An 18,697-nucleotide genomic window follows, 5' to 3' on the forward strand; every position below is an offset into this window, starting at 1 on the left:
CAGTTCGATCTAGGCTTCCTTGCTAATGATTTTTTGCGCCTCGACGATTTCTTCGATGAGTGAGTCAATTGTTTTGGCTTTCGAATAAAATATCGGCTCTTCCCAGTGGTGATTCTTGATCACTCTAATTTGGAAGGCACCGTTAATGTTGAATGATGGATACCAGCCAACATCTAGCAACAGCCTTGCGCAATACTCCACTTGCAGCATGTCTTCTTTTAGAAAATCAATCTGATCAGAAGGCGAGATGCCTTTGAGTGAGGAAAGATCATCATGAGTGATGTTTCCGCTGATAAACGTCAGGTCAATCACTTATTAAGTCTCCTGAACTCAGTTTCCGAAATGGGATGTCCATGGATCGTTCTAGCGCTTAGTTCGATACGTATCCAACGACTGGGTTTCCCTTCGCTTGCTCCAATGTCTGTGTCGTACTCTCTGACTTTCCAGGGTTTGCCATTGGCAGCAGGGTATCCATTTGCATATGCCTCTCTCTCCAAGCTCTCCACGTCGATACCTTGCTTGTATTTGGCGGGGCCCGACTTTGTTGAGTTTATTGTTTCTTTCCAAGTCATGTTTTTTGAGGCGCTATGTTTATAGTTGTGCGGGGTCCAGTCTACTTTTTCTGGGAACGGAAGTTTGGGCTCCCCCTCATCAACCCCAACCTTCCGCGCCGGATCCCCATCCAATTCCCCCTTACACCCACCCACCCCCGGACATTCACTCAACCCCAACGGATCAATCCACCCCGTCGGGTTCAGCGCATACCGGTACCCATTCAACCCACCCGCAAGCTTTAACGGGTCTTGCGTCAGATACCGCCCAACTTCCGGGTTGTAGTAACGATGCCGGTTGTAATGCAGACCTGTCTCCGCATCGAAATACTGCCCCTGAAAGCGCAGCGGTTGATCGAGCACCTGATGGGTGTCGCGGTTGAGACGGGTGAGGCGGCCGTAGGCGGTGTATTGCGCGGCCCAGATGATGTCGCCGCTGTAGTCGGTGAGTTCCTGTGGTGTGCCGAGGTGGTCGAGTTGGTAGTAGAACGGGCAGGCTTTGCGCGGTCCTTTGCCGTCGAGCATGGCCAGCGGGCGGAAGGTGCCGGGTTCGTAGACGTAGCTGCGGTAATGCTCGCGGCTGCTTTCGGCGACGAGGCGGTCGCCTTGCCAGAAGAATTCGGTGGTTTTGCCGTCGACGGTTTTGGCGATGCGACGGCCGAAGGCGTCGTAGCGGTAATTGGCACTGCGGCCATCCGGCATCGTGACGCCGGTTAGCCGGTGCTGGCAGTCGTAGCGGTATTCGGTGACGAGTTTTTGCGCGGTGCCGCGCCGCTCGCGAATCAGGTTGCCGAAGGCGTCGTAGTCGTAGTGCCGGTCGCCTTGCATCAGCAGCCGATTGCCGTAGACGGTGGTCGGGCCCGGACGGTCCTGCATCAGCAGGTTAGCGGTCGAGTCGTGGGCGAAGGATTCCGGTTGGTGGTCGCGGGAATGGCGGACGCGGATCAGGCGGCCGAGAGGGTCGTATTGGTAGTTGCGTTGGCCGAGGCGTGTGTCGGCAATGTGCTCGAGATTGCCGTTGGCGCTGTAGGCATAGTCGCGTCGATACAGCGATTGTCGGTTTTGTCTGACGGTGTGGGCTTTCAGACGACCTTGTTCGTCGTGCTGGTAGTCGCTGATCAACAGGCCCTGTTCGCGGCTCTGTTCGCGGCCGGCGAGAGCGGTATGTGATGTCAGTCGGGCGCCATTCAGGTCGATGGCGATGAGCGCGTCGCCCTTGGCGTGTCGGTAGTCGAGTTTGCTGTTGTCCGGCAAGCGCACATGGTTGAGCCGGCCGCAGGCATCGTAGCGATAGCGAAGCGTGCCCCAGCCCTGGTGCTCGGTGATCAGGCGGTCCTGGGTGTCGTATTCGAATTCCAGTGGGTGGTCGTGACCATCGTCGACGTTGACCAGTCGACCGAGGCTGTCGTAGCAGTACTGGACCTTGATGCCGTCGGGCAGCGTCTTGATCAACAGGCGCCCGGCCGAGTCGCGCTCGTAACCCGTTACCTGCTGCGAGCCGTCATCACCGAACTCGATTTTTTCCAGCAGGTGGCCATTGAGGTCGTAGGCATACGCGGTGCGTCGACCGTCGAAACCGGTTTCCTGTCGGATCAGTCCATTTGGCGTGTAGTCCAGCAGGTACCGTTCGCCGGCTTCGTTTTCGATCTCGGTGAGCAGCAGTTGCGCATGGTCGTAGCGGTAACGCAGTTGCGTGCCATCGGGATTGAGCCGGCGGCTGACCCGATGCAGGTCATCGGCGTATTCAAAACGGGTGATGCGCCCGAGTTCATCGCGCTCGGCGGTGACCTTGCCGTAGGCGTTGTAACTGAATGTGCGACTTGCACCGGTGGGCGAAATTGTCTGGATCAGCCGCCCAACGCCATCCCATTGGTACCGAGTGACGGCGCCGTGTGGGTCCTGGCGAGCAGTCTGCCGTCCCAACACATCGTAGGAAAAATGCCATTGGCCACCGTCTGGCAACGTTTCTTCGACCAGTTGGCCCAACCCGTTCCAGGCAAAGGTATGGCGGCCGTTGTCCGGGTAGCGGATCGACAGCAACCGACCTTGTTTATCGTGGTGGTAATGGGTGACATGCCCGTGGGGATCAATCGCTTCGGTGACATCGCCCTGAGCATTTCGCTGGTACTTCCAGACCGCGGTGCCGCGATGTCGCGCATGCAGGAAACCGTGGCGATACTCGTAGGAAGTCGGTTCACCTTCGGATGGAATCAGCGCCGCCAGCCGTCCGACTTCGTCGTAGCGGTACCGGGTGATCGCCCCGAGCGGGTTCTGATCGGCTATCAACCGGCCCTTGTCGTCATAGATCTTGCGGTGTTCTGCGCCATTGGGCTCGACCCGGCGTACCAATCGCGCCTGATCGTCGTGCTGGTAGACCTCTTCGCTGCCATCGGCGTTTTTGACGACGACGCAACCCTTGTCATCCCAGGCGTAGGCGGTGTCCATCTGCGAAAACGACGCCCAGTGCCGAATGCACCGCGCAGCTTTGCCAGAGCGTTCCCACTCCCAATAGAAACTGGCCCCACCGGCCAATTGCCGCTGAAGAATCACGTGCAGATGGTCGTAGTCGTAGCGCTCGCTCTCGCCGACCGCATTGGTCGCTTCGATCAGGCGATGGCGGGCGTCATAGCGGTAGGTAACCAGCGTTTGCTCGGTACGCCAGCAGGCTTCCAGCGTGTCGGCGGGCTGAAAACGCTGATACTCGACGGCAACGATCTGCCGACGCTCATAGCGCAAACGCAGTGAACGCCCGGCGCCGTTGTCGAGGCGCTGAATCCTGTCAGCGTTATCCCTGTGCACCGTCAGTCGATTGCCATAGGCATCGCTGATTGCCGTCAGTCGGCCTGTGTGAAAGTGGTAAAACCGCGCAGCCTCACCCGTCATGGAGAGGATCAGTTCCTCGGGCGTATCCCCCAGATATATCGCTGCCCGTGACAGGCTGTTGTGAATCGCCGGTCGCTCGGCGCTCGGCAGCGGAAAGGTCGTTCGGCGGTTTTCGTGATCAATCCACAGGACGCTGTCGCCATGGATTTCCAGCCGATGGGCGAGGGAATGGCTCCAGCCGAACCCCAGCCCGCAATCAATCTCCACAGCGCTGGTGCGATATAGGCGGGTGAAGTCGAAGGGCAGGATTCCGTCCAGTGAGCCGTCGGTCAGGGTCAGCAGTTCTTCACCCGTGACCATCGATACCGGGCAGCCTTTGGTGCAGGTCAAGGCTGCGCAATCGGCACTGTCGCCACTAGGGTTTTTTGCTTGTTGCGAAGCGTCGTCGCGGTGTTCCTGCCGGCTCAGGCGGGTCTGGGATTCGGACTTGTTGCGAGCAATGGCGACGGGATGTTTCACCTGCACAGCGGGTGATTTATCGACGCTGATCTGTAGCGGAACGACCGGGGCAGGATTGAGGGGGGCATGCCGCGCGTTGACCATCAGTGGCTTTAGCGAACCGGCGTGATCCGTCAGGTCAGTCCTGGCCGTGAGTTCGGCCAGGCGCGTTCCCGCCCGGGCCAGCCATTCGCGGGCGCGGGCGGACTTGATTTTGCCCAGCACCTTAACGCTCATCCCGAGCTTCAAACCTGCAGGCCCGGTGAGGCAGGCCAACAGGAAACCGATGAGGATTTCTGTGCGAATCTCGGCGACGACTTCGGCGATGTATTGCGGCGGCAACATCCTCAGCCAACTGGTGAAGGCGGCGAGATGAATGAACATCAAGGGCTCGTCGCTCAGCACCAGCAACACGTTGGCGATGGCTTCAGCCGAGGCATTCAGCAATGACTCAAGTTCTGCCGCCGTCAGGTACTCGAGGAGTTTTTCGCTGTTGGCTTGCAGGTCCGACACCAGGGCGTAAACCTGATTTACGTCATCCCACACACCGTGCAGCGATTTCTCGAAGCCGCGCCAGTCGGCCCGCTGCAGCATGCCGTAGCGCTGAGTGAACCCGGCCTCACCGAACTCCACCCACAACGGCTGAAACTCGGTCGCCCATTCGTTGCGCAGCCAGCCTTCGAGGTGGCTGATGACGTCCTGGTAGGAGGCGTAGAGCGCCTTGACGTGATCAGTGGAAACATCGGGAAAGAACGTGATGCGATAACGCAGGCCGCGTTCGCAATCAGGGATTTCGAGGATGCCGCTGGGGCCGATCTGGTGAAGAACCGGCTTGCCGAATGTCAGCTCGCCCGCGACATCGGAAATCAAGGGTTCGAGCAACACCGGCGTATCGCCAATCGGTACAAAACGCACCGCCTCGAACATGTGCACCAGCGTCAACGGGCCGCTGGCCGGACAGGCGGTCACGGTCGAGCTGACGGGGGTGGCAGACGTTTTTGGTGTGACAAGCCGGACTTCATCGCCGACCTTGAACACCTGCTCGATATCCAGCGCGGTGCCGGACCAGAAGCTTTCAGCCCAGGCGTCGTAGTCATTGAGGCAAAGCCGAAAATCACCGAGCAGGGCTTCGACGTCCGGCCGCCCGGGGTTCATGGCGGCAACCACCAGGAGTCCGATGGCATTGTTCAAGGCCAGGACCTTGTCGGGATCGAACATTCGCAGCCCCTCGCGCGGATCAATTAAGAGCGCGGGACTGTGCGGGGGATCAGCGGGGAAAGAAGTCGGGCAAAGAGGTGTTTGGTGTAGGACGAGTCGCTAAATCATGGCGAGTCTTGGGCTTTGGTCGTTGCCCTGGGGTTACCGTGCTCGCTATGCTGCTGAAACCTTTAATCGAACATCGACCCGGCGGCGCCTGAACCGCCCGGGATGTCATTAAAAACGGATCAGATGTGATGAATGCACCGCTCAAAGAGTTCGGCCCGATCAAAGCCGTGATTTTCGATATGGATGGCTTGCTGCTCGACACCGAGGGCATTTACACCGAGGTCACGTCCATCATCGCCCAGCGTTACGGTCGGACGTTCGACTGGAGCGTCAAACAGAACATCATCGGCCGTGGCGCGGGCGATCTGGCGCGTTACGTGGTCCAGGCGCTGGACTTGCCGATTACCGCCGAAGAGTTTCTGGTGATTCGCGAACCCCTGATGCGTGAGCGCTTTCCCACCGCGCAGGCCATGCCAGGCGCCGAGGAACTGGTTCGGCATTTGAAGGCCAACAATATTCCGATTGCCGTGGGCACCAGTTCGTCGAGTCAGTCGTTCGGCCAGAAAACCACGTTGCACCGCGACTGGTTTGCGTTGTTCGACTTTATTGTCACCGCTGATGATCCGGAAGTCGGCGCGGCCAAGCCGGCGCCTGACATCTTCCTCACGGCGGCACGGCGCCTGGGTGTTGCACCCGAGGATTGCCTGGTGTTTGAGGACTCACCGTTCGGTGTCACGGCGGCGAAAGCGGCGGGGATGACGGCCATTGCGATTCCCGATGCGGCGATGGCGGACGCAAAGTACGCACACGCTGACGGCATTCTTCGTACGCTGAAGGGCTTCACGCCCGGCGCTTACGGCTTGCCTGCGCTTGAATGGGCCTAAGCGAGCACTCACAAATAAATCCTGTAGGAGCGAGCTTGCTCGCGATGGACTTGAGGGCGACGGGTTTACTCAGGTAACCCGCGTCATCGTTGACGTCCATCGCGAGCGAGCTCGCTCCTACAGGGTTTGTTGCGTTGTTTGAGGTATCAGGCGCCGAAACCACCGTCGATGGTCAGGCTGGCACCGGTGATGTATCCCGCTTCAGGACCGACCAGGTAGGCCACAAAACTGGCGATCTCTTCGGCTTTACCGTACCGACCCACGGCCATCAACGGGATCAGGCTGTCGGCGAAGTCGCCATCGGCCGGGTTCATGTCGGTGTCGACCGGGCCCGGTTGCACGTTGTTGATGGTGATGCCGCGCGGGCCGAGGTCGCGGGCCAGGCCTTTGGTCAGGCCGACCAGCGCCGCTTTGCTCATGGCGTACGGGCCGCCACCGGCGAAGGGCATGCGGTCGGCGTTGGTGCTGCCGATGTTGATGACACGGCCGCCTTCGGTCATGTGCTTGGCGGCGGCCTGGGTGGCGATGAACACGCTGCGCACGTTGATGGCGAGGGTCTGATCGAAGTCTTCCAGCTTGAAATCTTCCAGCGGTGCAACAGCCAGCACGCCGGCGTTGTTGACCAGGATGTCCAGTCGACCGAAAGCTTCGACCGTGGCGGTCACTGCGTTGCGGATGGCCTCGGCGTCGGCGCTGTCAGCCTTGATGGCGAGGGCCTTGCCACCCTTTGCGGTGATGCTGTTCTGCAATGCTTCGGCTTTGGCCGTGGAACTGACGTAGGTGAAGGCAACGGTTGCGCCTTCAGCAGCCAGGCGATTGACGATGGCGGCACCAATGCCACGAGAACCGCCTTGAATCAAAGCCACTTTGCCGCTGAGGTTCTGAGTAGTCATAACGATCTCCAAAGTCCGAGGCGAGATGTCTCGGTTGATGGAGCCTAGTATCGATTTTGAATTACCCACTGTGTAGCCAGTCATTACGATAGTCTGTGTAAACCAAAAGTTTATAGTGGCGCTTATGGAAACCTTCAGCAGTATCGAATGCTTCGTGCGCAGTGCCGAAGTGGGCAGCTTCGCCGAAGCCGCCCGGCGTCTGAGCCTGACCCCGGCAGCGGTGGGCAAAAGCGTCGCCAAACTTGAAGCGAGGCTGGGCGTGCGTTTGTTCCAGCGCAGCACCCGCAGCCTGACGTTGACCGAGGCGGGCCAGTTGTTTCTGGGGGAGGTCAGCGCCAGCCTGCACACGATCCAGAATGCCGTGGCCAATCTGGCCAGCGCCGAAGGCCGTCCGGCCGGCACACTGAAAGTCAGCATGGGCACGGTGTTCGGGCGCTTGTACATCGTGCCGTTGCTCGGGGAGTTTCTGCGGCGTTTTCCGGCGATCAACCCGGACTGGCATTTCGATAACCGGCAAGTGGATCTGATCGCCCAAGGTTTTGATGCGGCGATTGGCGGCGGTTTCGAATTGCCCCAAGGAGTGGTCGCACGCAAATTGACGCCCGCGCATCGGGTGTTGGTGGCCTCGGCCGAGTACCTGGCGAGTCGTGAGGCCATCGTTGAACCTGACGATCTCAAGCATCACGACGGGATTCTGATTCGCTCACCGCAAACCGGCCGCGTGCGCTCCTGGCAGTTGACCAGTCGCACTCAGCAACACAGCCCGTTGACGCTGAAGGCGCGGATGACCATGAGCGATTCAGAAGCGGCTTGCGCCACCGCGACCCAGGGACTGGGCATTGCGTTGGTCAGCATGCCGTTTGCTTCGGGGTATTTGCAGGCGGGAACGTTACAGCGGGTGTTGCCGGACTGGTATGTCGATGATGGCAATATTTCCATTTACTACGCCGAGCACAAATTGTTGCCGGGTAAGACTCGGGCGTTTGTGGATTTCATTATTGAGCAGTTTGCGGAGCAGGGGTTGGGGCGGCGGTTTAGTGCGGTTTGAGCCAAGCTTGGGACCGAGGTGTCACCATCGCGAGCAGGCTCACTCCCACATTGGATTTGTGAACGACGAAGATCACATGTGGGAGTGAGCCTGCTCGCGATGAACGATAACGTGGTCTACCTGCCAAACCGCCCCGGCCAACCCAGGATCTTCTTCGGCCGCGGCGTCGCATACGTGCGCACTTTAGACGTCGACAACCCCAACCGCACCAGCGATTCGGCGATTGTCACCGCCGCCGTCACGCCATCCACCACCGGCACGCCGGTGCGCTGGCGGATCTGCTCATCCAGCCCGGCCATGCCGCCGCAGCCCAGGCAGATCACCTCGGCCTTGTCCTCAAGCACCGCCCATTCCGCCTGACGCACAATCGCCTCCAGCGCTCGCTCGGGATCGGACTCCAGTTCCAGCACCGCCAGACCACTGGCCCGCACCGACGCGCAGCGATCCCACAACCCCGACAGCTTCAGCCGACCCTCAATCAGCGGCACGGTGCGGTCCAGGGTGGTGACCACCGAATAGGCATGGCCGAGGAACATCGCCGTGCTGGCCGCCGCCTCGGTGATGTCCACCACCGGCACATTGAGCAACTCCTGCAAGCCTTCGCGACCGTGCTCGCCGTAACCGGCCTGGATCACCGCGTCGAAAGGCTGGTCGTAAGCCATCACCCGGTCCATGACCCCAATGGCCGCCAGGTAGCTTTCGAAATTGCCTTCGACGGAGTCGGCACCGAAGTAGGGCGTCAGCCCGATGATTTCAGTGCCGGGCGCGGCCACGGCTTGCGCCGAACGAGCGATGGCCTCGGTGATGGATTCGGTGGTGTTGACGTTGACCACGAGAATTCGCATGGGGAGTCCTTATCACGGGGTGACCCAATTTATTGTATGCAAAAGTTGTATGCAATAAAATCAGGCTCAGCCGATTCGGGATCCAGGCGATTTCGGAAGGGATATAACTTTTCAGGAGGCAGAAACGAAAAGTGCACACGAATGGCACCCAGGGTGACATTCGTGTGTGCACATTTCTGTAGGAGCGAGCTCGCTCGCGAAAGTCGTCAATGATAACGATGGTTCCCTGATACCCCGCGGCGCGCTCTGGCGCATCGTCGGAACGCCGCCCGGAGCAACCTCGCTCCTACAGGGGGAGGGGTGGCGTTATGACTTGCTAATAATGTTCCCCGCATGCAACCCGCATTCTTTCTGCGTGGCTTCTTCCCACCACCAGCGACCTTCACGCTCATGCTGGTTCGGCAGCACCGGGCGGGTGCAGGGCTCGCAGCCGATGCTGATGAAACCGCGTTCATGCAGGCTGTTGTACGGCAGTTCGAGCATGCGGATGTAACCCCAGATCTCTTCGCTGGTCATTTGCGCCAGCGGGTTGAATTTGTACAGGGTACGTTCCGGGGTGGAGAACGCGGTGTCGACTTCCATTACCGCGACCGCGCTGCGAGTGCCAGGGCTCTGGTCCCGGCGCTGGCCGGTGGCCCAGGCTGTCACGCCGGACAATTTGCGACGCAGCGGCTCGATCTTGCGGATGCCACAGCATTCACCGTGACCGTCCTTGTAAAAGCTGAACAGGCCTTTTTCCTTCACGAACGGTTCAAGTTTCGTGTAGTCCGGCGACACCAGTTCGATGTCGATCTTGTAGTGCTCGCGCACCTGATCGATGAAGCGGTAGGTCTCGGGGTGCAGGCGGCCGGTGTCGAGGCTGAACACCTTGACGTTTTTGTTCAGCTTCCAGGCCATGTCCACCAGCACCACGTCTTCGGCGCCGCTGAAAGATATCCACAGGTCATCGCCAAACTCGGCGAACGCGAGTTTCAGGATGTCCTGGGCGGATTTGTTGGCATAGGTCGTGGCGAGTTCCACGACATCGAACGATGGGCTCATCAGGGCGGCTTCCTACAGGTCGGTGGCGCTGGGCGCTCTATATGGGCCAGATGGTAACAAAATCCGGCACCGACTGGCGCGTCCTCTGCGTTGCGCAGGGCCGTGCGAGTCGCTAGAGTTCGGCAGTCTTTTTGCTCGCTCGACTCAATAATCACTACAAATGGGAGTGTCTTGTGGAAATTGCCTGTCTGGATCTTGAAGGTGTGCTGGTCCCGGAAATCTGGATCGCCTTCGCCGAAAAAACCGGGATCGAATCCCTCAGGGCTACCACCCGGGATATTCCCGACTACGACGTGTTGATGAAGCAGCGCCTGCGGATTCTCGACGAACACGGCCTGAAGCTGACTGACATCCAGGAAGTGATCGCCACGTTGAAGCCGCTGGACGGCGCCATCGAGTTCGTCAACTGGCTGCGTGAGCGCTTCCAGGTGGTGATTCTGTCGGACACGTTCTACGAGTTTTCCCAACCGCTGATGCGTCAGCTGGGCTTCCCGACCTTGCTGTGCCATCGCCTGATCACCGACGATTCCGGCCGGGTGACCAGCTATCAGTTGCGTCAGAAAGATCCTAAGCGTCAGTCAGTCTTGTCCTTCAAGAGCCTGTATTACCGAGTGATTGCGGCGGGGGATTCCTACAACGACACCACGATGCTGGGCGAAGCGGATGCAGGGATTCTGTTCCATGCGCCGGACAACGTGATCCGCGAGTTCCCGCGGTTTCCGGCGGTGCATACGTTTGAAGATTTGAAGCAGGAGTTCATCAAGGCTTCGAATCGGGCGTTGACCTTGTAAACCGATACCTGTGGCGAGGGAGCTTGCTCCCGCTCGGCTGCGCAGCAGTCGTAAGTCCAGCATATGCGTTCCATCTGAGGATGCGCGATGTCTGGTTTTGGGGGCGCTTCGCACCCCAGCGGGAGCAAGCTCCCTCGCCACAAAAGCTCGGTATCAGAGGTTCTGCAGGGTATCGAGCAGCACCTTCACCTTGGTGATCGATTCCTGATACTCCGCCCGCCACTCCGAATCCGCGACGATTCCGCCGCCACCCCAGCAGCACACCTGCCCATCCTTGACCAGCAAACTGCGAATCGCGATGGAACTGTCCATCTCGCCGCGAACGTCCAGGTACAGCAACGAACCGCAATACAGCCCGCGTCGGGTCGGCTCCAGTTCGTCGATGATCTGCATCGCCCGAATCTTCGGTGCGCCCGTGATCGACCCGCCGGGGAAGCTGCCGGCAATCAGGTCCAGCGCATCACGGTCATCTGCCAGTTCGCCCGTCACGCTGCTCACCAGGTGATGCACGTTCGGATAGCTTTCCAGGCTGAACAACTCCGGCACGCGCACCGAGCCGATGCGGCAGGTGCGGCCCAGATCGTTGCGCAGCAGGTCGACAATCATCAGGTTTTCAGCGCGATCCTTGGGGCTGGCCAGCAGTTCGGCGGCGTTTGCCGCATCTTCCGTGGCAGTCAGGCCTCGGGGGCGGGTGCCTTTGATCGGGCGGGTTTCCACATGACGCTCGCTGACTTTGACGAAGCGCTCGGGCGACAAACTGAGCACCGCACCGCCGTCGGGCAGGCTCTGGAATCCGGAAAAGGGGGTCGGACACGCGGCCCGCAGCGCGACATACGCGGTCCACGGATCGCCTTGGCACTCGGCGCGGAAACGCTGGGCAAAGTTGACCTGGTAGCAGTCGCCGGCCTGAATGTACTGCTGGATGCGTTCCAGCGCCTGGCGGTATTGCTCCGCGCTCAGGTCGGCGCTCATCGGCGCCTTCAATTTGAAGGGCTCGACCGACTCACTTGTTGGCTGGCTGAACAGCGTAATCAGGCGCTGGCGCTCGCTGTCGATCAGTGACGGGTGGAACACCAACTGGCTGGTCATCCGCAGGTGGTCGCTGATCAGTGCCCAGTCGTACAGCCCGAAACGCGCATCGGGCAATTGCAGATCGTCCTGCGCCTGACTCGGCAGGTTTTCCAGATGCCGACCGAAGTCGTAGCTGAGGTAGCCGATCAGGCCGCCGGCGAAGGGCAGTTCAAACGGTACCGTTGCTTCGCCAAGCCGGGTCAGATTATCGCGAAGGCGTTGCAGGAAATCGGCGCCTCGCTCGTCAGGCAAAACCGCCAGCTGTTCCAGCGGCCAGGCGCTGAGCAAGTCAAAGCGACCACGGTCGGCGGTGGGACGGCCACTGTCGAGCAGCACGGCACCGGGCGCATGACGAATCGCCGCGAAATACTCGGCGGGGTTGGCGCGATAGGGGAGCGGGTGTACGGAACAGGTCAGCATGGGCGGGGCAGATCAGCCATCGAGGCGGGGTGGCGATTGTAGTCTCCTCGGGGAATTGCTCCTAGAGGGGATGTCGGGGATTGGCAGATTGGAGGCAGCTACTCGAACCTGTGGCGAGGGAGCTTGCTCCCGCTGGGTTGCGAAGCAGCCCCACACACTGGCAGCCGAATGAATCAGGAAATCCGGTTTACGACTGCTGCGCAGCCGAGCGGGAGCAAGCTCCCTCGCCACAGGTCACCCCTCAACCGCAGGAATATGCCCGAACATTTCCTGTACGAACGCCACGCGCTCTTCGACGGTATCGGTCACACCTTGTGCCTTCAACGCTTCGAGCCGCGCTTCAACGGCATGGGTACGCAGCGTCAGCCCACAGTCATTGGCGATCTGGATATTCAACCCCGGCCGGGCATTGAGCTCAAGAATCAGCGGGCCTTTCTCCTGGTCGAGCACCATGTCGACCCCGATGTAACCCAGCCCGCACAGCTCATAGCAGCCGGCGGCGAGTTTCATGAAACCGTCCCAGTAGGGCAGTTGCACGCCATCCACCGCGTTGGTGGTGTCCGGGTGTTTGTTGATGATGTTGTTCAGCCAGGTGCCGCGCAGGGTCAGGCCGGTGGCGAGGTCGACGCCGACGCCGATGGCGCCCTGGTGCAGGTTGGCCTTGCCGCTGGACTGGCGAGTCGGCAAGCGCAACATGGCCATGACCGGATAGCCCATCAGCACGATGATGCGAATGTCCGGTACGCCTTCGTAGCTGATGCTCTTGAAGATCTGGTCCGGGATCACGCGGTATTCGATCAGTGCGCGGTCACGGTGACCGCCCAACGAATACAGGCCGGTGAGGATGCTGGAGACGTGGTGCTCGATTTCCTCATGGCTGATGATCTTGCCCGACACCGTGCGATAGCGCCCCTCGAAACGGTCGGCGATCACGATAATGCCGTCACCGCCCGCGCCCTGGGCCGGTTTGATCACGAAGTCGTTGCGCCCGCCGATGATGTCGTCGAGGTTGTCGATTTCCTTCTCGGTGGAAATCACCCCATACAGTTCCGGCACATGAATGCCGGCGGCGATGGCGCGTTCCTTGGTGATGATCTTGTCATCGACAATCGGGTACAGGCTGCGCTTGTTGTACTTGAGCACGTAGTCCGCGTTGCGCCGATTGATCCCCATGATGCCCCGGGCTTCCAGGGCTTTCCAGGTCTTCCAGAAGCCGAACATCAGGCGTCGGCCTTCTTCAGGAACGCCTTGAAACGCACCAGTTCGGTCAGGCGGTAGCCGCGATAGCGTCCCATCGCCAGCATGAAGCCCACCAGGATCAGCAGGATCGCCGGGAAGGTGAACACGAAGTAGACCAGCTCTGGCACGGTCATGATCAGGTGCGCCAGGGATGCCGCGAACAGCGTGCCGATCGCCACTTTCATGGCATGACCGGACCCGCGCTCTTCCCAGGTGATCGACAGGCGTTCAATGGTCATGGTCAGAATCACCATCGGGAACAGCGCCACCGACAGTCCGCGTTCCAGGCCGAGCTTGTGACTGAACAGGCTGATCGCGGCAATCAACACCACCACGAACGTCAGCACCACCGACAACCTCGGCAGCATTTGCAGCTTCAGGTGTTCAAGGTAGGAGCGCAGCGACAGCCCCAGCGCCGTGATGATCGTGAACAGCACGATGCCGAAGCCGAGCTGGGTTTCGCGGAAGGCCAGGGCAATCAGCACCGGAGTAAAGGTGCCGAGGGTCTGGATGCCGATCAGGTTGCGCAGGATCAGGATCACCAGCACGCCAATCGGGATCATCACCATGATCATGAAGGTCTGCTGGGTTTGCAGCGGCAAGCCGTACAGCGAGTATTCGAGGAAGTTGGCGTCGGTGTTTTCGTCGGTCAGCTTGGCCAGGCGAATGGCGTTCATTTCGCTGTTGTTCAGGCTGAAGGTCACGTTGGCTTTTTTGCCGCCATCGACGGTGATCAGGTTTTCGTCGCCGGTCCACCACAGCAGGCGGTCGGTCGGCAGGCCTTGTTCACCGGTTTCCGGGTTGAAGTACAGCCAGTCGGTGCCATTGAAGCTGCGCAGCCAGAGCTCAGGCAGTTGCGGTTGGTCGGCCACCAGGCGAATGGTGTGGACCTTTTCCACCGGCACGTGGGCGATGGACAGGACCAGCTCGACGATCTTGGCTTTGTTCGCGGTGGACGGATCGCCGTTCAGCAACAGTTTCACGTTGTCGTCGTTGAGGTTGTTGACGCGCTTGATGGCTTCGCCAATGAAGGTCTCGACGTCGGCCGAATGTTGCCGGATCGGCGCGAGCAGGGCTTCGGCGGCGATTTTCTCCGGGCCTTCGACAACGATGCTGTCGCGGAAAGTCGGGCCCTTGACCTTGGATTTTTCACCGGTGTAGCGCTTGGTCAGCACCAGGCGGTAATAAAGGGTCTGGTTGCCCTTGGCCCGACGCGCCGACCAGGTGACCTTGCGGTTACCGTCGACGCGGTTCACGGCCACGCCGTAGTTGTTGGAGATGAAACTCTCGTTGAGGCTGACGTAATCGCGGCTCAGCGGCGGCACGAACATCTGGATCTTGACCGGGTCCTTGGCACTGGCGACGAACTCGACCTTGGCGTCGATGTTCCACAAGTCGTCCGTGGCGTCTTCGGTCACGGGAATCCCGAGCACGAAGATCTGATAGGCCGTAACTGAAATGCCCAGCACCACCAGGATGGCGATCAGGACTTTCAGGTGGAGGGTAAGAGAGCGCATTGGAATTACTCTGCGGTATGAGCGTCGGTGGCGCAGGCGGGTTTGCCAGCAGCGTATTTAAGACTGGGGTCGACCAGCGCATCGAAACGCTTGAGCGCTTCGGAGCCGATCAGGAGCGGGTATTGGAAGGCGCTGCGGTCCGTCAGGTTCACTTCGATGCTGCGTAAAGCCGAACCCATGCAGATATCGAGCTCGATCACCGGACGGGCGGTGTACTTTTTGCCTTCTTCCGGATCGTAGTCGCCGGCCCGGCGCTTGATCTTGCTGACACGGGCCAGCGGCCGTTCGATCGGGTGCGAGTGCGCGGTGTCGATGGCCAGGTAAAAGCGCACCCAGGATTCGCCATTGCGTTTGAAGCGTTTGATGTCACGAGCACTCAGTGAAGCTGTTTTCGCACCGGTGTCGAGTTTGGCGGCGACTTCCAGGTCAATGCCGTCCAGGGACGCGTACTCATTGAGGCCGTACACAGTCTTTTCCCCTGCCGTGGCAAAACCGGGCAGGCAAAGGAGATAAAGGAAGGTGGGGAAGGGCTTGAGTCTCATAAATCCTGGTGCGCAGCGGTCCGTACTTCGATTCAAGGCCCTGGCATCGCTGCGCAAGCTCCCTCGTATGCCTATCAGCTATTTATGACAAGCAGTGCAGATGTCTCAGACAAATGCGGGCGGCATTCTAGCACGGTGGTTTTATGGCGCCAGCGCTGGCCCGGGGCTATAAATAAAGCGGTTGCTTCGTTATGGTGCAGCCGGTGATCAGAAGATTGTCGACAATATCTAATTATCCTTTGACTGTGACGGCCGTTTTCGCTAGTTTTTGCGGCATCAGCTTTCAAGGTGTCGACAATATGCTGGATCAACTTGATCCCCCGGTTACAGCCCAGGACGATTCGGAGACACTTTCCGAAAACGTCTTCCGGCGCATTCAGGCGGCCATCGTCAAAGGCGAGATCGCCCCGGGCAGCAAAATCTCCGAGCCAGAGCTTGCGCGGACTTATGGCATCAGCCGTGGGCCGCTGCGTGAAGCGATCCATCGCCTGGAAGGCCAGCGCTTGCTGGTGCGCGTACCGCACGTCGGCGCGCGGGTGGTGTCGCTCAATCACGCCGAGCTGCTGGAGCTTTATGAAATCCGTGAATCGCTTGAAGGCATGGCCTGTCGCCTGGCCGCCGAGCGCATGACCCTCGAAGAAATCGACGAGCTGCGTCGCGTCCTCGAAACCCACGAGCGCGATGAGGCGTTCCAGGCGGGCGTCGGTTACTACCAGCAGGAAGGCGATTTCGACTTTCATTACCGGATCATCCAGGGCAGCGGCAACCGCACCCTGACGCAGATGCTGTGCGGCGAGCTGTATCAACTGGTGCGCATGTACCGCATCCAGTTTTCCAGTGTGCCCAATCGTCCGCATCAGGCCTTCGCCGAGCACCACCGAATTCTCGATGCCATCGCCGACCGTGACGGTGAACTGGCCGAGTTGTTGATGCGCCGCCACATCGGCGCTTCCAAACGCAATATTGCCCGTCATTACCAGGACGGCGCTAAACCGACAGCCACTGAACGAGGTGAGTCATGAGTTCCAACAAGAGCACTCCAGGCCAGCGTTTCCGCGATGCGGTCGCCAGCGAACATCCGCTGCAAGTGGTCGGCGCGATCAACGCCAACCACGCACTGCTGGCCAAGCGCGCCGGTTTCAAGGCGATTTACCTGTCGGGTGGCGGGGTGGCTGCCGGCTCCCTCGGCGTGCCGGACCTGGGCATCACCGGCCTGGATGACGTGCTGACCGACGTGCGCCGCATCACCGACGTCTGCGACCTGCCGCTGCTGGTGGACGTGGACACCGGTTTCGGTTCCTCGGCGTTCAACGTCGCGCGCACCGTCAAGTCGATGATCAAGTTCGGCGCGGCGGCGATTCACATCGAAGACCAGGTCGGCGCCAAGCGCTGCGGTCACCGCCCCAATAAAGAAATCGTGTCGCTGCAGGAAATGGTCGATCGCATCAAGGCGGCCGTCGATGCGCGCACCGATGACAGCTTTGTGATCATGGCCCGTACCGACGCCCTGGCGGTGGAAGGCCTGGAGTCGGCACTGGATCGCGCCGCGGCGTGCATCGAGGCCGGCGCCGACATGATTTTCCCGGAAGCCATCACCGAACTGGACATGTACAAGCTGTTCGCCAACCGCGTGAAAGCGCCGATCCTGGCCAACATCACCGAGTTCGGCGCCACGCCGCTGTACACCACCGATCAGCTGGCCGGTGCCGATGTGTCGCTGGTGCTTTACCCGCTGTCGGCTTTCCGCGCGATGAACAAGGCGGCAGAAAACGTCTACACCGCCATCCGCCGCGACGGCACGCAACAGAACGTCATCGACACCATGCAGACTCGCATGGAGCTTTACGATCGCATCGACTACCACACCTTCGAGCAGAAGCTCGATGCGTTGTTCGCCGCGAAGAAGTAACGAACACCCTGTACCTGTAGGAGCGAGCTTGCTCGCGATGGTGGACCAGACACCGCGGGGTATCAGTTTTCCCGCGTCATCGTTGACGACCATCGCGAGCAAGCTCGCTCCTACAGGGAAGTTTCCCAAATAATTTCAAGATTGGAGACAGCAATGGCCGAAGCAAAAGTACTCAGTGGCGCCGGGCTCCGTGGTCAGGTTGCCGGGCAAACCGCCCTGTCCACCGTGGGCCAGTCGGGCGCCGGCCTGACTTATCGCGGCTACGACGTTCGTGAACTGGCGGCTGACGCACAGTTCGAAGAAGTGGCTTACCTGCTGCTGTACGGCGAATTGCCGACAAAGGCACAGCTCGCCGCTTACGTGAGCAAGCTGAGCAAGCTGCGCGACCTGCCGCAAGCACTGAAAGAAGTGCTGGAACGCATCCCCGCCGACGCCCACCCGATGGACGTGATGCGCACCGGTTGCTCGTTCCTGGGCAACATCGAACCGGAGAAAGACTTCTCCGAGCAGCACGACGTGACCGACCGCCTGCTGGCCGCGTTCCCGGCGATCATGACCTACTGGTATCGCTTCAGCCACGAAGGCAAGCGCATCGAGTGCGTGAGCGACGAGCAGTCCATCGGCGGCCACTTCCTGCACTTGCTTCACGGCAAGAAACCGAGCGAACTGCACGTCAAAGTGATGAACGTGTCGCTGATCCTGTACGCAGAGCACGAGTTCAACGCCTCGACGTTCACCGCGCGCGTGTGCGCATCGACCCTGTCGGACATGTTCTCCTGCATCACGGCCGCCATCGGTTCCCTGCGCGGCCCGCTGCACGGTGGTGCCAACGAAGCGGCGATGGAAATGATCGAGCGCTTCAGCTCGCCGGAAGAGGCGATCAAGGGCACCCTCGGCATGCTCGAGCGCAAGGACAAGATCATGGGCTTCGGCCACGCGATCTATAAGGACAACGATCCGCGCAATGAAGTGATCAAGGGCTGGTCGAAAAAACTCGCTGAAGAAGTGGGTGACACCGTGTTGTTCCCGGTTTCCGAAGCCATCGACAAGACCATGTGGGAACAGAAAAAACTGTTCCCGAACGCCGACTTCTACCATGCGTCGACGTACCACTTCATGGGGATCCCGACCAAGTTGTTCACGCCTATTTTCGTCTGCTCGCGCCTGACTGGCTGGGCCGCGCACGTGTTCGAACAACGCGCCAACAACCGCATTATCCGCCCGAGCGCCGAGTACACCGGCGTCGAACAGCGCAAGTTCGTGCCAATCGAACAACGCTGAATGGTGGAGGCCTGATCACCCGGAACCTGTAGGAGCCGAGCTTGCTCGCGATGACGGACTGACATTCAACAATGATGT

15 protein-coding genes are annotated in these 18,697 nt (G+C 60.0%); 6 read left to right on the forward strand and 9 right to left on the reverse strand.

The features are described 5' to 3' along the window. Positions 1-9: 9 nt before the first annotated feature. Positions 10-312, reverse strand: a complete 303-nt coding sequence (locus tag EJA72_RS11595; protein ID WP_178129291.1) for a hypothetical protein — start codon at positions 310-312, stop codon at positions 10-12. Continuing rightward, positions 309-5,090, reverse strand: coding sequence for an RHS repeat-associated core domain-containing protein (locus EJA72_RS29690; protein WP_157711577.1), 4,782 nt, complete (start codon positions 5,088-5,090; stop codon positions 309-311). Before EJA72_RS29690 ends, EJA72_RS11595 begins: the two co-directional genes overlap by 4 nt. Positions 5,091-5,326: 236 nt before the next feature. On the opposite strand from EJA72_RS29690, the gene EJA72_RS11605 reads away from it, so the two are divergent. After that, positions 5,327-6,022, forward strand: a complete 696-nt coding sequence (locus EJA72_RS11605) for an HAD-IA family hydrolase (RefSeq protein ID WP_157711578.1) — start codon at positions 5,327-5,329, stop codon at positions 6,020-6,022. A 146-nt stretch (positions 6,023-6,168) separates the two neighbouring features. On the opposite strand, the gene EJA72_RS11610 is transcribed toward EJA72_RS11605, so the two are convergent. After that, the gene (locus EJA72_RS11610; protein WP_157711579.1) at positions 6,169-6,915 is read right to left on the reverse strand and encodes a 3-oxoacyl-ACP reductase family protein; all 747 of its coding nucleotides are present in this window, start codon (positions 6,913-6,915) and stop codon (positions 6,169-6,171) included. 124 nt (positions 6,916-7,039) lie between these two features. On the opposite strand from EJA72_RS11610, the gene EJA72_RS11615 reads away from it, so the two are divergent. Next, on the forward strand, positions 7,040-7,963 hold the full coding sequence (locus tag EJA72_RS11615; RefSeq protein WP_157711580.1) for a LysR family transcriptional regulator: 924 nt from the start codon (positions 7,040-7,042) through the stop codon (positions 7,961-7,963). A gap of 116 nt (positions 7,964-8,079) precedes the next feature. Here the strand turns inward: EJA72_RS11615 and EJA72_RS11620 are convergent, their stop codons facing one another. Both EJA72_RS11620 and EJA72_RS11625 read right to left on the reverse strand, forming a co-directional pair. After that, the gene (locus tag EJA72_RS11620) at positions 8,080-8,808 is read right to left on the reverse strand and encodes an aspartate/glutamate racemase family protein (RefSeq protein WP_157711581.1); all 729 of its coding nucleotides are present in this window, start codon (positions 8,806-8,808) and stop codon (positions 8,080-8,082) included. Positions 8,809-9,114: 306 nt separating this feature from the next. After that, the gene (locus EJA72_RS11625) at positions 9,115-9,849 is read right to left on the reverse strand and encodes a phosphoadenylyl-sulfate reductase (RefSeq protein WP_157711582.1); all 735 of its coding nucleotides are present in this window, start codon (positions 9,847-9,849) and stop codon (positions 9,115-9,117) included. Positions 9,850-10,022: 173 nt separating this feature from the next. On the opposite strand from EJA72_RS11625, the gene thrH reads away from it, so the two are divergent. Then, on the forward strand, positions 10,023-10,640 hold the full coding sequence (thrH, locus tag EJA72_RS11630; RefSeq protein WP_178129293.1) for a bifunctional phosphoserine phosphatase/homoserine phosphotransferase ThrH: 618 nt from the start codon (positions 10,023-10,025) through the stop codon (positions 10,638-10,640). Between the two features lie 153 nt (positions 10,641-10,793). On the opposite strand, the gene pabB is transcribed toward thrH, so the two are convergent. The 4 genes from pabB to EJA72_RS11650 all read right to left on the reverse strand — a co-directional run bounded on the left by pabB (position 10,794) and on the right by EJA72_RS11650 (position 15,429). Next, on the reverse strand, positions 10,794-12,131 hold the full coding sequence (gene pabB / locus EJA72_RS11635; RefSeq protein ID WP_157711584.1) for an aminodeoxychorismate synthase component I: 1,338 nt from the start codon (positions 12,129-12,131) through the stop codon (positions 10,794-10,796). A gap of 234 nt (positions 12,132-12,365) precedes the next feature. Then, positions 12,366-13,352 (reverse strand): alpha-L-glutamate ligase-like protein, encoded by a 987-nt coding sequence (locus EJA72_RS11640; RefSeq protein ID WP_157711585.1) that lies wholly within the window; start codon positions 13,350-13,352, stop codon positions 12,366-12,368. Further along, entirely contained in the window at positions 13,352-14,887 is a 1,536-nt protein-coding gene (locus EJA72_RS11645; protein ID WP_157711586.1) for an inactive transglutaminase family protein, read from the reverse strand. Before EJA72_RS11645 ends, EJA72_RS11640 begins: the two co-directional genes overlap by 1 nt. 5 nt (positions 14,888-14,892) lie before the next feature. Beyond that, on the reverse strand, positions 14,893-15,429 hold the full coding sequence (locus EJA72_RS11650) for an ATP-dependent zinc protease (RefSeq protein WP_157711587.1): 537 nt from the start codon (positions 15,427-15,429) through the stop codon (positions 14,893-14,895). Between the two features lie 299 nt (positions 15,430-15,728). On the opposite strand from EJA72_RS11650, the gene EJA72_RS11655 reads away from it, so the two are divergent. The 3 genes from EJA72_RS11655 to prpC all read left to right on the forward strand — a co-directional run bounded on the left by EJA72_RS11655 (position 15,729) and on the right by prpC (position 18,619). Next, complete coding sequence (locus EJA72_RS11655; protein WP_157711588.1) at positions 15,729-16,451, forward strand: GntR family transcriptional regulator; 723 nt, start codon at positions 15,729-15,731, stop codon at positions 16,449-16,451. Then, positions 16,448-17,338 (forward strand): methylisocitrate lyase, encoded by an 891-nt coding sequence (gene prpB / locus EJA72_RS11660; protein ID WP_157711589.1) that lies wholly within the window; start codon positions 16,448-16,450, stop codon positions 17,336-17,338. Before EJA72_RS11655 ends, prpB begins: the two co-directional genes overlap by 4 nt. A 153-nt stretch (positions 17,339-17,491) precedes the next feature. After that, complete coding sequence (gene prpC, locus EJA72_RS11665; RefSeq protein WP_157711590.1) at positions 17,492-18,619, forward strand: 2-methylcitrate synthase; 1,128 nt, start codon at positions 17,492-17,494, stop codon at positions 18,617-18,619. Positions 18,620-18,697: the final 78 nt, after the last annotated feature.

Source organism: Pseudomonas sp. PB120, assembly GCF_009761815.1.
GTDB lineage: Bacteria > Pseudomonadota > Gammaproteobacteria > Pseudomonadales > Pseudomonadaceae > Aquipseudomonas.